This is a genomic window from Bradyrhizobium sp. Pha-3 (genome assembly GCF_042258615.1).
GTDB lineage: Bacteria > Pseudomonadota > Alphaproteobacteria > Rhizobiales > Xanthobacteraceae > Bradyrhizobium.
Map to the genome: position 1 here is coordinate 4188430 of NZ_CP170152.1, position 15894 is coordinate 4204323.

Annotated in this window: 10 protein-coding genes; 3 read left to right on the forward strand and 7 right to left on the reverse strand. The window is 64.6% G+C overall.

The window, feature by feature from the left end; genetic code table 11:
* The first annotated feature begins 195 nt into the window (after window positions 1-195).
* Entirely contained in the window at window positions 196-5352 is a 5157-nt protein-coding gene (locus ACE10Z_RS19835) for an autotransporter domain-containing protein (RefSeq protein ID WP_375789407.1), read from the forward strand.
* A gap of 581 nt (window positions 5353-5933) precedes the next feature.
* Here the strand turns inward: ACE10Z_RS19835 and ACE10Z_RS19840 are convergent.
* Window positions 5934-7478 carry an acetolactate synthase large subunit gene (locus tag ACE10Z_RS19840; RefSeq protein WP_375789408.1) on the reverse strand — a complete coding sequence of 515 codons (1545 nt, stop codon included), beginning with the start codon at window positions 7476-7478 and terminating at the stop codon, window positions 5934-5936.
* A gap of 414 nt (window positions 7479-7892) precedes the next feature.
* On the opposite strand from ACE10Z_RS19840, the gene ACE10Z_RS19845 reads away from it, so the two are divergent.
* On the forward strand, window positions 7893-8042 hold the full coding sequence (locus tag ACE10Z_RS19845) for a hypothetical protein (protein ID WP_375789409.1): 150 nt from the start codon (window positions 7893-7895) through the stop codon (window positions 8040-8042).
* A 374-nt stretch (window positions 8043-8416) separates the two neighbouring features.
* Here ACE10Z_RS19845 and pyk read toward each other — a convergent pair whose 3' ends face one another.
* The 6 genes from pyk to ACE10Z_RS19875 form a co-directional block, all read right to left on the reverse strand.
* Window positions 8417-9832 carry a pyruvate kinase gene (gene pyk / locus ACE10Z_RS19850; RefSeq protein WP_375789410.1) on the reverse strand — a complete coding sequence of 472 codons (1416 nt, stop codon included), beginning with the start codon at window positions 9830-9832 and terminating at the stop codon, window positions 8417-8419.
* Window positions 9833-9835: 3 nt separating this feature from the next.
* Complete coding sequence (locus ACE10Z_RS19855) at window positions 9836-11131, reverse strand: glycerate kinase (protein ID WP_375789411.1); 1296 nt, start codon at window positions 11129-11131, stop codon at window positions 9836-9838.
* Complete coding sequence (gene oxlT, locus ACE10Z_RS19860; RefSeq protein WP_375789412.1) at window positions 11121-12440, reverse strand: oxalate/formate MFS antiporter; 1320 nt, start codon at window positions 12438-12440, stop codon at window positions 11121-11123. Before oxlT ends, ACE10Z_RS19855 begins: the two co-directional genes overlap by 11 nt.
* Window positions 12441-12503: 63 nt before the next feature.
* Window positions 12504-13286, reverse strand: a complete 783-nt coding sequence (locus ACE10Z_RS19865; protein ID WP_375789413.1) for a fumarylacetoacetate hydrolase family protein — start codon at window positions 13284-13286, stop codon at window positions 12504-12506.
* A gap of 5 nt (window positions 13287-13291) precedes the next feature.
* On the reverse strand, window positions 13292-14308 hold the full coding sequence (locus ACE10Z_RS19870; RefSeq protein WP_375789414.1) for a 2-dehydropantoate 2-reductase: 1017 nt from the start codon (window positions 14306-14308) through the stop codon (window positions 13292-13294).
* 86 nt (window positions 14309-14394) lie between these two features.
* Window positions 14395-14808 (reverse strand): CBS domain-containing protein, encoded by a 414-nt coding sequence (locus ACE10Z_RS19875; protein WP_375789415.1) that lies wholly within the window; start codon window positions 14806-14808, stop codon window positions 14395-14397.
* A 238-nt stretch (window positions 14809-15046) separates the two neighbouring features.
* On the opposite strand from ACE10Z_RS19875, the gene ACE10Z_RS19880 reads away from it, so the two are divergent.
* The gene (locus ACE10Z_RS19880; protein WP_375789416.1) at window positions 15047-15889 is read left to right on the forward strand and encodes an IclR family transcriptional regulator; all 843 of its coding nucleotides are present in this window, start codon (window positions 15047-15049) and stop codon (window positions 15887-15889) included.
* Window positions 15890-15894: the final 5 nt, after the last annotated feature.

Sequence of the window (15894 nt, forward strand, 5' to 3'; positions counted from 1 at the left end):
GCCACCCCCTTATCAGGACACCCCTCCGGACCCGGTGCGATGAAGATGCGGCAGACTCGACTTTCCGGGCTGCGGGAATGATCGCGCACGGATGAGCCGCCAGGCTGATCCGTGCCGCGCGGCGGGGGGAACGCAACAGTGGCAGCGGCAGCGGATCAATTTGGCGGCAAGCACCGCTTGCGGGCGCTCTTTTTGGTGTCAACGGCCTTGGCGTTGGTATCGACGCTGCCGGCGCTGGCCCAAAGCACGGGCGCCAACGGTGTGGCTGGCGGTGACGCGCCAAGCAGCTCGACGCCGGGCGGGGGTGGCGCGGCGGGTCTCGCCGGCGACGGCTCGACAACAGGCACGAGCGGCGGCAGCGGCGCGTCCGGCGGCAATGGCATCGCCGGAGCTGGCGGCGGCTCGGATCAGGGCGGCGGGGGTGGCCAAGCCTCCGGCATTGCATCGGGCGGCGGCGGCGGCGGTGCAGGCGGCGCCGGGCTGACCTTGACCACGGACTTGACGAACAACGCCGCGATCAAGGGCGGCAATGGCGGCAACGGCGGCATTAGCCGTTCGGCCAACATCCCAACCTACTCCTTCGGGGCCGGCGGTGGCGGCGGCGGCGGCGGGTCGGGCGTCATCGCCACGACGGGCAGCAATCTCGTCAACACCGGCACGATCGCCGGCGGCAATGGCGGCGGCGGTGGCGCGGGTGTCGGTCCGGGCCTCCCCTTTCCGAGTTCTCCCGCTGATGGCACCGGCGGGCGCGGCGGCCACGGGGTTACCGCTACGGCTTCCGCCGGGCTGACGATCACGAATTCAGGCTCGATCAAGGGCGGTGCCGGCGGCACGGACTTTCAGAACGCGAATATTTCCTCCAGGCCGCAGGCTGGCGGTTACGGAATCGTCGGCCAGAACCTGACCATCGTGAACAGCGGAACGATTGCCGGCGGTGAGCAGGGAGGCGCCAACACGATGCCTTTCGGCGGTGGCACCGGCGTGCTTTCATCCGCGATCTTCATCACGGGCGGAGTCAACAGCATCACGGCGCTCGCCGGCAGCAACATCGGCGCGATCGAACTCGGCAGTGCCACGACGCTGGCAGGCACCTTCAACAGCACGGTCCAGGTCAATGGCGGCGTCACCATGTCGGTGACCGGGGCAACGGCGGCGAATGACGCAACCGGCATCACGACGCTGACGAACTACGGCGCCATCGCCATCGGCGCCGGCCGCACACTGAGCGCCCAGACGATCAACAACTATGGAAGCACGATCAGCGTCGGCGCCGGGGCGACGTTGCAAGGTGTCGGCAACACGCTCAACAACAACGCGGTGATCGACGTCGGCGCCGGCGGCGCCATCGTCGACGCCGGTGCGGTTAACAATCTTGGCGGCGGCACGATCAATTTCAACGGTCCTGGCGGAACGGCGACGCTGTCATCGGGAATAAACAGCATTGTCAATGACGGCAGCATCAAAGTGCTCGGCGGCGACGTCGTGGTCACCGGGAACATCACAAACCAGAACAACGGCGTGTTGACGCTGACCGGCGGCAACATGACCGGTATCACCACCCTCACCAACAATTCGACATCGGCGTCGGCCGTGAATGTCTCCTCTGGCCGGACACTCAGCGCCACCACCATCGCCAACAATGCCGGCACCTTCACTAATCGTGGGACGGTGACAACGACCGCCGGCATCACGAACGGAAGCGCGGGAACCTTCACCACCACCGGCACCGTCAATGGCGGGTTCACGAATAGCGGCACCGTCAATGCGGCTGGCGCGATCAACGGCGGTATTGCCAACCAGAGCGCCGGCTCGTTCGCAGTGACCGGCGCACTCACGACCAACGGCGCCTTCACCAACAGCGGCACGGCAACGCTCGCGGTCTCCGGCGGCAATTTCACCGGCATTTCGACTTTCATCAATAATTCGACGTCGACCTCAGCCGTCAATGTCTCCTCCGGCATGACGCTCAGCGCCGCCACCATCGCCAACAACGCCGGCACCTTCACCAACAACGGCACGGTGACGACGACCGGCGGCACTACCAACAGCGCCACCTTCACCACCACCGGCACCGTCAATGGCGGCCTTGCCAATACCGGCACCGTCAATGCGGCCGGCGCGGTCAACGACGGCATTGCCAACCAGAGCACCGGCTCGTTCACGGTGACCGGCGCACTCACGACCAACGGCGCCTTCACCAACAGCAATACGGCAACGCTCGCGGTCTCCGGCGGCAATTTCACCGGCATCACCACCCTCACCAACAATTCGACATCAGCGTCGGCCGTCACTGTCTCCTCCGGCAGGACGCTCAGCGCCACCACCATCGCCAACAATGCCGGCACCTTCACCAACAGCGGCACGGTGACGGCGACGGGCGGCACCACCAACAGCGCCATCTTCACCACCACCGGGACCGTCAATGGCGGCCTCACCAATACCGGCACCGTGAACGCGGCCGGCGTGGTCAATGGCGGCATTGCCAACCAGAGCACCGGCTCGTTCACGGTGACCGGCGCGCTCACGACCAACGGCGCCTTCACCAACAGCAATACGGCAACGCTCGCGGTCTCCGGCGGCAATTTCACTGGCATCACCACCCTTACCAACAATTCGACATCAGCGTCGGCCGTCACTGTCTCCTCCGGCAGGACGCTCAGCGCCACCACCATCGCCAACAATGCCGGCACCTTCACCAACAACGGCACGGTGACGACGACCGGCGGGATCACGAACGGCAACGCGGCAACCTTCACCACCACCGGCACCGTCAATGGCGGCCTTACCAACAACGGCAACGTGAATGCGGCTGGCGCGATCAACGACGGTATTGCCAACCAGAGCACCGGCTCGTTCGCAGTGACCGGCGCACTCACGACCAACGGCGCCTTCACCAACAGCGGCACGGCGACGCTCGCGGTCTCCGGCGGCAATTTCACCGGCATTACCACCTTCACCAACAATTCGACGTCGGCCGCAGCCGTCAACGTCTCCTCAGGCATGAGGCTCATCGCCACCACCATCGCCAACAATGCCGGCACCTTCACCAACAACGGCACCGTGACGACGACCGGCGGCACCACCAACGCGGCGACCTTCCTCAACAACGCCACCGGCACCGTCGCCGGCCTTTTCACCAACACCGGAACCACCACCAATGCGGGCCAGCTCAACGGCGGTGTGAACGTCTCCGGCGGCACGCTGACGACCACCAACACCATTGCGGGAGGCCTCACCAACACCGCCACCGTCAACGCCAATGGCGGCGTGATCAACGGCACCATCGCCAACAATGCCAACGGCGTGTTCAATGTCGGCGGCACGGTGACGAGCGCTTCGACCTTTGCCAACGCCCATGGCGCGACGCTGGCAATCAACGCGAGCGGCGATTACACGCTTCAGGGTCTGCTGACCAATAGCGGCGCAATCACCGTCGCCAATTCTGGACGATTGACGGCCACAGCCAGCGGCATCACCAACACCTCATCGGGCACGATCGTGGTTTCCGCGGGCGGCCGCATCAGCGACGCCCTCAACAACGCCGGCAACGTGACCAACAACGGCACTTACATCGCAGACGTCGCGAGCAACACCGGTACCATCACCAATAACGGAGTGTGGACCGGCACGATTGCGAGCGCGGGCAGCTTCATCAACAATGGCGGCGGCACGGTATCCGGCCTTGTGACCAACAGCGGCACCGTCACCAACGCCGGCACGCTGAGCGGCGGCCTGACCAACATGGCAGGCGCCACAATCAATTCAGGTTCGATCCTGGGAACGACCACGGTGAATGGTGGCATCCTGACCGGCACCGGTTCGACGGCGACGCTGAACGTCAACAGCGGCGGCACCTATGCGCCCGGCACCACCATCGCAGGCTCCTCGGCGTCCGTCACCGGCAGCCTCGCGTTCGCCTCCGCCGCGATTTATCTGGTGCAGATCAACCCCTCGACCGCCTCGTTCGCCAATGTCACGGGTACGGCGGCACTGGGTGGCGCCACCGTCAACGCGGTGTTCGCGTCGGGCAGCTACGTCGCCAAGCAGTATACCATCCTGACCGCCGGCAGCATCAACGGCACGTTCGGTTCCGTCGTCCAGACCAACCTGCCGTCGAACTTCCACACCACGCTGAGCTATGACGGCACGCACGCCTATCTGAATCTGATCCTGAACTTTGTCGCGCCATCGGGTGGCAGCCCCAGCGGCAATCAGCAGAATGTCGGCAACGCCATCATCAATTCCTTCAACCGCAATGGTGGCATCTCGCTGGTCTATAGCGGGCTGACGGCGGCCGGCCTGACACAAGCCTCCGGTGAAACTGCTGTGGGTTCGCAGCAGACCACGTTCCAAGCAATGGGCCAATTCACGGGCCTGCTCACCGATCCCTCCGGCGCCGGCCGCGAGACTGGCGCGACGGCACCGCCAGCCTATGCCGATAGCGCGCCGGCAGGCACCGCACGCGACGCCTTCGCCATGCTGCCGCCGGTCAAGACCTTCGAGCAGCGCTGGAACGTGTGGGCTGCGGGCTTCGGCGGATCGCAGACGACGGATGGCAACACCGCGCAGGGCACGAACAGCGCAACGAGCCGCCTGTTCGGCACCGCCGCCGGCGCCGAATACGCCTTCTCGCCGCAGACGCTCGCCGGCTTCGCCCTCGCCGGCGGCGGCACCAGCTTCTCCGTGACTGGCGGTGGCACCGGCCGCTCCGACCTGTTCCAGGCCGGCGCCTATCTTCGCCACACCAATGGCCCGAGCTACCTCTCTGCCGCGCTGGCCTATGGCTGGCAGGACGTCACCACCGATCGCACGGTGACGCTTGCCGGCGTTGATCATCTGCGCGCCGAGTTCAACGCCAATGCCTGGAGCGGCCGTCTCGAAGGCGGTTACCGCCTCATTGCACCATGGATCGGCGGCATCGGCCTCACGCCCTATGCGGCGGGCCAGTTCACCACGTTCAATCTGCCGGGCTATGCGGAAACTGTCGTCTCGGGCAGCAATGCCTTCGCGCTCGCCTATGCCGCCAGGAGCGCGACCGACACGCGCAGCGAGCTCGGCCTGCGCGCGGACAAATCCTTCGCCATGCAGAACGGCGTGCTCACCCTGCGCGGCCGCGCCGCGTGGGCGCACGACTTCAATCCGGATCACTCGGTGGCCGCAACCTTCCAGGCGCTCCCCGGTGCGAGCTTCGTCGTCAGTGGTGCACGACCGGCAGCCGACTCCGCTCTCACCACGGTCTCCGCAGAAATGAAGTGGCTGAACGGGTGGTCGGCAGCTGCGACCTTCGAGGGCGAGTTCTCCAACGTGACGCGCTCCTATGCCGGCAAGGGCACTGTGCGATACGTGTGGTGAGGCCTGCTTCGGGAGCTGCGGAGACCTTTGGGGGCCGAGTCAAATCGCATTGCGAGCGGGCAGGGCGCACAGTTGACTGGGCAAGCCGTTGAAGGCTAAGGAAACTCACGAGCGGGGCGCGTCTGTGGGGGGCGTCTCCCCGCAACCAAGTTTGAGATTAGCTCTCGACGAAAATGGCCCGCTTCACGCGGGCCATTTTCGTTAATGGCGAATCCACCCTGCATCGTCGCGTCCACGATTCGTCGCCGTTCTGACAACGGAAAATCCTGTAACGATCTCAATGGGCCAAAAACGCCAAAAATGTCAGAACGGCCTTTGAAAACACTACAAGATTTCCCGACTTCCAAGCTGAATACGAGGGTTCGATTCCCTTCACCCGCTCCAGTGTTTTCAATCACTTGCAGTGCGGCTCGACCCCATTCGGACAAAGCGGCTGCTGCTCATTCGGGCAAATGTCCGCCATTGGTTCGTATTGCCCGGCGCTTTTTGGTGCCGGTAGCGATCTGTTTCGTGGTGTGCTTCACGTAGCGCGGCACTTGAGCTGCTCTTGGACCCGCGCGATACAAGATCGACATCCGCAACTATAGGACGACCTCGATCAGGCGAGGACCGCGATTGCTCATTGCGCTGGCGAATTGGCTCGCGAATTCCTCGACTGATGTCGCGCGGCTCGCCTCCACGCCCATGCCGGACGCCAGCTTGACCCAATCGAGTTCGGGATTGTGCAGATCGAGCATCGAAAAGGCCTTGGGACCGGCATTGCCGGCGCCAACGCGCCCGAGCTCAATATTCAGGATCGCGTAGGAGCGGTTGGCAAAGACCACCGTGGTGACGTCGAGCGCCTCCCGCGCCTGCGTCCACAGCGCCTGAAGCGTATACATCGCCCCACCGTCACCGTGGAGACAGACGACCTTGCGGTCCGGACAGGCCACCGCAGCGCCCGTGGCGAGGGGAATACCCTGCCCAATCGCTCCGCCCGTGAGTGTCAGATGGTCGTGCGGCTCGATACTGGCAGCAAATCGATGCATGCCGCCTCCAGCCGTGGCGCCTTCGTCCGAAACGATAGCTCCGGCCGGAAGATAGTGGGCGATAACCTGTCCGGCTGTCCGTGCATCAAGCGGTCCGCCCGGAATGTCCGGCTTGTTCAATATGCCAATCTGCTGCGGCCGCCCTGTGGCCTTCACGGCCTCGGCAAGAGCCTCAAGGGCGTCTGCGCCATCCTCATGCTCGTGGGCGAGATGGAGGATCTCGCAATCCGCAGGCGTGCACCAGGACGGCTTGTTTGGGTAGGCGAAGAAGCTGACGGGAGGCTTGGCGCCGACCAGAATGAGCTGCTCTGTGCCACTCATGAACTCCACGATCTGCTCTGCGAAGTAAGGAATGCGTTCGACCGGCACGCGCCCGGCTCCGCGCTGGCAGCGTGGTGCAAAGGTATCGCAGGCGATCCGTGCGCCGGTCGCAGCGGCGATCCGGCCGGCCGCGTCGAGCCCGCGCTCCTTCAACGCGGCTCCGCGGATCAGCATCACGGTTTTCTTGCCCGACCGCAGCGCGGCCGCAGCCTGGCCGATCGCCTCGGTCGAAACCTTCGCCGGCATCGGTTTGGGCAACGCCGGCGCCGGGCGATCAGCCTCCAGCCATGCCGTGTCGGCCGGCAGGATCAGCGTCGCGATCTGACCCGGATACTGCAACGCAGCCTGAACAGCGCGAGCGCCGTCCGCAGCGACAGTCTTGGCACTTGCCGACGAATGGATCCACGCGGAGACCGGCTGCGCGAAACCGTGGACGTCGGACGTGAGCGGTGCATCATATTGCGCATGGTAGGTCGCGTGGTCTCCGACGATGTTGACGATCGGCGTCGCCGCGCGTCGCGCGTTATGGAGATTGGCCAATCCGTTCGCGAGGCCGGGTCCGAGATGGAGCAGCGTCGCAGCCGGCTTCTCGGCCATGCGACCATAGCCATCGGCCATGCCGGTCACCGCGCCTTCGAACAGGCCAAGCACGGTCCGCATCCCCTCGACCCGGTCGAGCGCCGCCACGAAGTGCATCTCCGATGTGCCGGGGTTGCCGAAACAGACCTCGACACCCGATCCGACCAGTGTCCGCAAAAGGCTTTCTGCGCCGTTCATGTCGCCTCCCCATCGTTGCTATTGATCGCCCGGTCCGCGAGCGGTTCGTGTGACGGGCCGTCTTGCGTCACGACGGCCAAACGTTATGCCGGAGCGTCGCGCGACGCCGAGGGCTTGTGAAGGTCCGAACCGGACATCGACCGCGTCCGAATTGCACATGCTGCCCTCATCGACGACAGCGGTCTATACCCAAATTGCTACTACTTGCGGCAGTGCCTCGACTGCATTCGGCCAAAGGCGCAGCTGCTCCTTCGGACAAAATCCGCGCTTTGGTTAGCACAGCCCAGCGCTTCCTCGTGCCGGCAGGAGCGCGCCGAGCGCTTGAGGGGGCGCGCTGCAATGGCGCGCGGCTTCCGTATTGAACTCGGCCGAAGATCGCGGCGACCAAAGGTCGGTAGACTGGAGGATCACGACATGCCCGACTGGATTGTCGCACCGATCTGTGTGATCGCACTGGGCGGCTTTATCTGGTTCGCGTTTCGGCAGGGGTTCAGCGTCAAGCCCGACGAGAACAACCGCGACCATCCGACTTGGCCCCTTGGACCGGACGGGTCGTGGCGCTAGGGGTGCCATGGATGGGTGTCAACGGCGTCCTTTGCTGTCGGCGATCCTATGCCCTTTGGAGGGTGACGATCGTCACGTGAACCTTTTGCTCAGATGTGTAGACCTATTGCCTACCGGGATTTTGCATTTCCTTCCTGGGGCTAGAGCCGACGCCGTCCGCATGCATTTTAAGCGGACGGTGTCGTGCTGATCTGAACCACTGCCCCGTCGCAGCATCCCGCTCCCGCACGCGGAGGCGGCCTATGAAGCGAATACCCACGAGCGAAGCGATCATCACCGTCGCCTTGTTGGTGATATTCGCGCTCGTGATCTGGTTTGGCGCCATGCCCTGAGAGGGGTGGTGCTCGGCGCGGGTCGCTCGGCCGATGTCTCCGTCAGGGGAGCGAAACGACTCGCAGGTTGTTTGTGCTTCCCGCCTGCCCAAAGGGAATGCCGGCGACAACGACCAGCAGGTCCCGGCTTGATGCAAATTGCTCGGCATGCGCGAGAGCCGTCGCGCGCTCGACCATCTCCTCATAGCTCTGAACGTCGTCGGAAAGAACGCTGTGTGCGCCCCAGAGCAGGCACAAGCGGCGCGACACTTCGCGGCTGGGGGTGATGGCGAGGATCGGCAGGCTCGGCCGCTTGCGCGCGACGCGTGCGGCCGTGGTGCCGCTCGAGGTGTAAGCCACGATCGCTGCGGCGTGAATGACGGAGGCGAGGTCGGCGGCGGCCGTTGCAACGGCATGCGGCGGCGTTTGCTCCTCGCCGGGCTGGGTCGCCTCGACGATCGAGCGGTACATCTTGTGCTGCTCCGTGCTGCGGATGATGCGATCCATCATCTCGACGGCCTCGCGTGGATAGCGGCCCGTCGCGGATTCCGCCGACAGCATCACGGCGTCCGCGCCGTCATAGATCGCGGTCGCGACGTCGGAGACTTCCGCGCGGGTCGGTGTCGGCGCGGCGACCATGGAGTCCAGCATCTGCGTGGCGACGATCACGGGCTTCACCGCGAGACGACACGCCCGCACCAGCTCCTTCTGGCGCCCCGGCACGTCCTCATGCGGAATTTCGACGCCGAGATCACCCCGCGCGACCATGATGGCGTCGCACAATTGGATGATGTCGTCGATCCGCTCGAGCGCCGCCGGCTTCTCGATCTTGGCCATCAGACCGGCGCGGTCGCCGACAAGACTTCTCGCCTCGATGATATCGGAGGGCTTCTGCACGAATGACAAGGCGACCCAATCGACGCCGAGGTTCAGACCGAACTCCAGATCGAGGCGGTCCTTGGCGGTGAGCGGTGAAAGATCGAGCACCGTCCCCGGCAGGTTGACGCCCTTGTGGTTCGAGATCGTGCCGCCGACGATCACCTCGGCTTCGATGAAATCGTCACCGAGCCCGGTGACGCGAACCCGGACCCTGCCGTCGTCGATCAGAAGGTCGTGGCCCGGAGCCACGGCGGCAAAGATTTCCCGATGCGGGAGGGGAATTGAGGTTCGCTCGCCATCCGATCCTGACAGCACGAATCGGATGGTCTCGCCGGCCGCCACAGCGATCTTGCCATCCCGCAAGGTCCCGACCCGGATTTTCGGACCCTGGAGGTCCATCAGGATACCGATCGGCCGGCTGACTTCCCGTTCCAGCTTTCGGATCGCGGCGTGGATGCTTGCGTGGTCGCTCTGGGTTCCGTGGCTGAAGTTCAGACGGAACGTATCGACGCCGGCGAGCAGCAGCGCCTTGAGCATCTCGGGGGAACTGCTGGCGGGGCCGACGGTTGCGACGATCTTGGCCCGTCGATGACGACGCATGGGTCACCTCATTGCTGGCGTGCCGGCCGCAATCAGCACGGCGCGGATATCGTTGACATTGGTAAGCGTCGGGCCGGTGCGCACGAGGTCTCCAAGGCGGTCGAAGAACGTGTAGCTGTCATGGGCGGCCAGATAGGCCCGTGCGTCGAGGCTACTCGCGGCGGCGCGCCGCAGCGTATCCGCACCGATCAAAGCTCCAGCCGCATCTTCCGTTCCATCAATACCATCGCTGTCTCCGGCAATCGCCCAGATATCGGATGCACCGGACAGGGCGATGACAAGCCCCAGCAGGAATTCGGTGTTGCGGCCGCCGCGGCCCGCCGGCCCGCGTCCGATCGTCACCGTCGTCTCTCCGCCGGAGAGCAGCACCGCAGGGGCAGGACCGGGCTGCCCATGCCCTGCGACCGACCGGGCGATGCCCGCCATCGCGGTTCCGAGTTCCCGTGCCTCGCCTTCGATCGCGTCGCCAAGGATGATCGGGGTCAGGCCTTCATCTCGCGCTACCTTTGCCGCGGCGTCAAGCGCGTGGATCGGCGCGGCAAGGATGCGGACATCGGCATCGATCTCGCCGGGTTTTGGGGTCTCGTCGGCGCGCTCAAGCACAAGCCGCGCCGCGGCCGGCAGGTCGATCGCAAACCGGCGAACGATCTCTTGTGCATCGGCTCTTGTGCTGCTGTCCGGCAGCGAGGGACCGGAGCCGATCGCCGCGGGATCGTCGCCGGGAATATCTGAGATCACAAGCGTCGTGACGTGGGCGGGGCGGGCGGCGAGCGCAAGCCGTCCGCCCTTGATCGCGGACAGATGTTTGCGAACGACGTTCATCTCGGCAATCGTTGCGCCGCTTGCAAGCAGGGTACGGTTGACCGCCTGCTTGTCGGCGAGGGTCATCGGGGAGGCAGGAAGGGTCATCAGGGCCGAGCCTCCGCCGGACATCAGGACGATGACGAGATCGTCAGCCGAAAGTCCCTGAACGGCGCTGAGCATGCGGAGGGCGGCGGTCTTGCTCGTGTCATCAGGCACGGGGTGAGATGCCTCGAGCACTTCGATGCGGCCCGCGGGAACTAAATGACCGTGGCGCGTGACCACGACACCCGACAGGTCGACGTCGGGCCAGGCCGCGTCGAGGCCCGCTGCCATCGCGGCCGAAGCCTTGCCGGCGCCGACGACGACGCATCTGCCCTTCGGCTTGGCCGGCAGAGCGCGTGCGATGGTAAGCCTTGGATCGCAGCTGGCGATTGCAGCATCGAAGATCCTCCGCAGCGCCGTCCGAGCCCGCAGGTCGGTCCAATCAGTGTTCAATCGCCGCGCTCCGGCCAGGTGCAGGCGCGATCGCGGCCTTTGCCGTCGTCTCACTGCCTAGAATGAACGCGCGCCGCATCGGCTTGATCACCAGCAAGGCCGTCAGGGCAGCGGTGGCATTGAGCGCAACCGCGACGATGAACACGGCCTGCCAGCCGAGCTGCGAGGAGATGATGCTCGCGAGCGGTACCAGCAGTGCCGCGGTGCCCTTCGCCGTGTAGAGCATGCCGTTGTTGGTGGTCGCGTATTTGGCGCCGAAGGTGTCGCCCGACGTCGCCGGAAACAGGCTGTAGATTTCACCGAAGACGCCGAAATAGACCGCCGTGGCCAGCACGAAGACAACCGGAATGTGGCCGTAGGTCGACAGCGTCAGCAACATCAGCGCCGCAGTCGCGAACGCTATAAACATCGTGTGCTCGCGGCCGATCGTGTCGGAGACCCAGCCAAAGAACGGACGGCCGAAACCGTCGAACACACGATCGAGCGAGATGGCAAAGGTCAGCGCCGCCATCTGGAAGCCCGCCAGGGTGACTGGCGTGTCCGCGATCTTGAAGTCGTGGGCGATCGGTCCGATTTGCGCGGCGGTCATCAGCCCGCCGGAAGCCACCATGACGAACACGAGGTACATGACCCAGAAGATCGGCGTGCGCAGGACCTGGGGCGGCGTGTAGTCGATTGCGCTCTGCGGCAGGTTGAGCTGCTTTTTCCTCGGGGCCTCGACGCCATGCGGCGGGCGGACGAACCAGGCCAGCAGGAGAACGATGAGTCCTTGGCCGACACCGAACGTCAGGAAGGTGCTCTGGTAGCCGCTGGCGGCAATCATGTTGGCGATCGGCACGACAGTGAGGGCCGCGCCGGCGCCAAAGCCTGCGGCGGTCGCGCCTGCGGCGAGGCCGCGCCGATCCGGAAACCACTTCAGCGCGTTGCCGACACAAGTGCCGTAGACGGCGCCGGCGCCGATGCCCGCGACAATAGCCGCCGCATAGAGCATGACAAGAGAGGAGGCGCATGAGTTCAGCACCCAAGCCAATCCGATCATCAGCCCGCCGAACATGATGACGATGCGCGGGCCGTATTTGTCCACGAACCAGGCTTCCACCGGCACGAGCCATGTCTCCGTCATCACGAAAATCGTGAAGGCGAGCTGGATGGCCGGACGGCCCCAGTGAAACTTGTCGTCGATCGGATCGACGAACAGCGTCCACCCGTATTGCAGGTTGGCGATCATCGCCATGCAGACGATGCCGATCGCGAGTTGGAGCCAACGGAAGCCGCCGGGCGTCGATGCCGGTTTCGTGCTGGAGATCATGTGCGCTCCCAAAAGATGTTGGTCGGTTGGTCCGGCTGCGTCGGGCTATGGTCCTGCCGCCGCCTACTGACGAAATTCGTTGGTCAACTCGCCGATTCCGTCGATCGCGACGGTGACCGTATTGACGGGCTCCTTCATCACTCCGACGCCGATCGATGTCCCGCAGCAGATCAGGTCGCCGGGCAACAGCGTCATGTCGTGTGAGATCTTGCTGACCAGCGCCTGCGCGCTGAAAATCATGTCAGCGATCGGATAGTTCTGGCGCTCGATGCCGTTGAGGATGGTGCGCACCACAAGGCGTGCGGGGTCGAGGCCGGAGGCAATCACGGGACCAACCGGGCCATATCCGTCAAAACCCTTGGCCCGCGCCCATTGCGGGAAGGTCGGATCGCGATTGAGGATGTCGGCGGCGGTGACGTCGTTGGTGCAGGTGTAACCGAAGATGAAGCCGTCGGCCTGTTCGGGTGTGACGGCCGTGCAGCTCTTGCCGATGACAATGCCGAGCTCGCCTTCGTAGGTCGTCTTGCCATCGTAACCCGGGGGACGCGTGATGACGGCGCCGGGCGCGGTGACGCTGGTCTGCGCTTTCAACAGATACAACGGTTCGGCCGGCTCAGGTGATTTCAGCTTCGCCGCCAGCGCGTGGAAATTGTTCCAGAGCGCGATGATCTTGCTCGGTTCAGTCGGCGCGAGCAGCTCGACATCGTCCAGCGCCAGCGTCCGTCCGGTCGGTCGCGTTTCGCCGAACATCTCGCCTGCGTGCACGGAGATGCCGGAAGGTGTGAGTTGCCCGAAGCCGGTTTCGGCATGGTGGCGGAAGCGGACCCAGCGCGCAATGTTGGCCATCGCGATCACGCCACCGCAAGCGATTGGGCTTCGACGCCGGCCGCCCCGTCATAGAGGCCCGCCAGCCTGGTGCGCTGCGCGACCAGCGCCAGCACCGCATCGAGCGCGGGCGTTGCAATCCCTGTCATCCGGCCCATCTCCTGCACCACGGTGATCAGCGGATCGATCTCGACGGGACGTCCGCGCTCGAGATCCTGCAGCATCGAGGTCTTGTGCGCGCCGACCTTGCGTGCGCCCTCGATGCGGCGTTCGACATCGACCCGGAACTTGACGCCGAGGCTTTCCGCGATCGCCTGGGCCTCCAGCATGATTGCCCTGGACAGTGCGCGCGTGCCGGGATTGGTGCAGATCACGTCGAGGGTCGCGTGGGTGAGGGCGCTGATCGGGTTGAAGCAGACATTGCCCCACAGCTTGAGCCAGATCTCGTCGCGGATGCGGTCGAGGACCGGCGCCTTCATGCCCGCCGCCGCAAACAGGGCGGAAAGGCGCTCGACATCAGGTGTGATCTCACCGGAGGGCTCGCCGAGCGGAAAGCTGTTGCCGTAGACGTGGCGGATCACGCCGGGCGCCTCGATTTCGGTGGCGGGATAGACCACGCAGCCGATGGCGCGCGCGGGATCGAGCTCGTTCCATTGCCGTCCGCCGGGATCGATGCTCTCGAGCGCCGATCCTTCGTGCCGTCCGCCGTGCTTGTAGAAATACCAATAGGGAATGCCGTTGACGGCGGTGACGATGCGCGTCCGCTCACCCAGCAGCGGCCGCATCGGCTCGATGACGCCGGTGATCGAATGTGCCTTGAGGCAGATGATGACGAAATCCTGCTCGCCGAGTTCGGCGGGATTATCGGTACAGCGAGGATGCACCACGCGCTCCTCTTCGCCGATCAGGAGCTTCAGGCCGTTCTGCCGCATCGCGGCGAGGTGCGCGCCCCGCGCGACCAGGCTGACATCGGCGCCAGCGCGCATGAATTCGACACCGAGATAGCCGCCGATGGCACCGGCGCCGTAGATGCAGACCTTCATGAAAATCCTCGCGAGCAGAGTAGGGACACAGCATGAGCCGTAACGGCTCGAACCGAATTGCGTGGCAATGGCCTCGGAAAAGTCCGTCAGGCCGCGCAGGCGGCTTCTTCCAGGGCAAAGCCGATGTCCCGCATGCTCACGACGCCGACGAGCCGGCCGTTGTCGATGACGGGGATATGGCGGATGTCGTGACGGACCATCAGATGCTCGACATCGGTGAGCGCATCCTGCGAATTGCAGGACACCAGCGGCCGCGGCGAAATGAACTGCGCAACTTTCGCGGCAAGACCACCCGTGCCGCGCTCGGCGATCACAGCGACCACATCGCGCTCGGTGAACATTCCGACCACGGCGGCGTCGACGCTGCGCGAGACGTTCCGGACCACGAGTGCGCCGACATTGCTCGCGTACATCAGGTTCGCCGCAATGCTCACGGTTTCGCTCGAGCCGATCGTCACCACGTGCGCACTGTTGGTGCGAAGGATGTCCCCGACATACATGGCATGGTCCTCCCGGTTGCATCATTGGATCGTTAAGAAGCAATCGTGGTATACATTATCCCAGAAGTCAAACAAAAGAATCAGTGTGTTCTGCAGGAAAAATGGCAAAAATACTTACCTATTGTTCAATTCTGTTGCCTTGACTCCGAGGTCGTTTGGTATGCCATATGCCAATTGTGACGCTCGTTATCGGCGAGCAATTTCGTTCTGAACCGCAACCGGTTAGGGGCAGGTCGTGATGAAAAGAGAGCCGATCCGGCGCAAGCCGTCCGATCCCGATTTTCGCGCGCAGCCGGATCAGGACGCGCGAGACGGCGGCGTTCAATCGGTCGATCGCGCGCTGCAAATCATCGAAGCGCTTGCCGAGGATGACGAAGGCTATCGGCTGACCGATCTTGCGATCCGCATCGGCCTGCCGCCGTCGACGGCTCATCGGCTGCTGACGACGCTGGAGAACCGCAGGTTCGTGCAGTTCGACCGCGAGGAGTCCAAATGGCACATCGGTGCGCAAAGCTTCGTGGTCGGCTCGACCTTCATGCGGCGGCGCAATTTTTCCGCGCGGGCATTGCCCTATCTGCGCAAGCTGCGCGACCAGACCAGGGAAACCGCCAATCTTGCAGTGGTCGATGATGACTCCATCATCGTCGTATCCCGCATCGAAAGCCGCGAGATCATGCGTTCGCTGACAAAGGTCGGCGGACGCGTGGCGTTGATCGCGTCGGGCGTGGGGAAGGCGGTGCTGGCCGCGTATTCCGATGCCGACATCAACGCGATCATCCGCCGCCGCGGCATGCCGCGCCTGACGGAGAAGTCGATCATTCGGCCGGGCGAACTGTTTCGAGAATTGGAGACCGTGCGGCGCCAGGGCTATGCGGTGGACGACGAAGAGGCGCGGCTCGGCCTGCGCTGCGTGGCCGCGGTCGTGTTCAACGATTGCAGCGAGCCGTTCGCCGCGGTTTCGGTGTCGGGCATGGCGGATCGGCTGACGGACGAGCGCTTGCCGGAGATCGGCGCCATCGTGCACCAGATCGCAGCCGAGCTCTCCGCAGAGCTTCGCGGCAGCAGCCGCACGCAACCGTAGCAGGC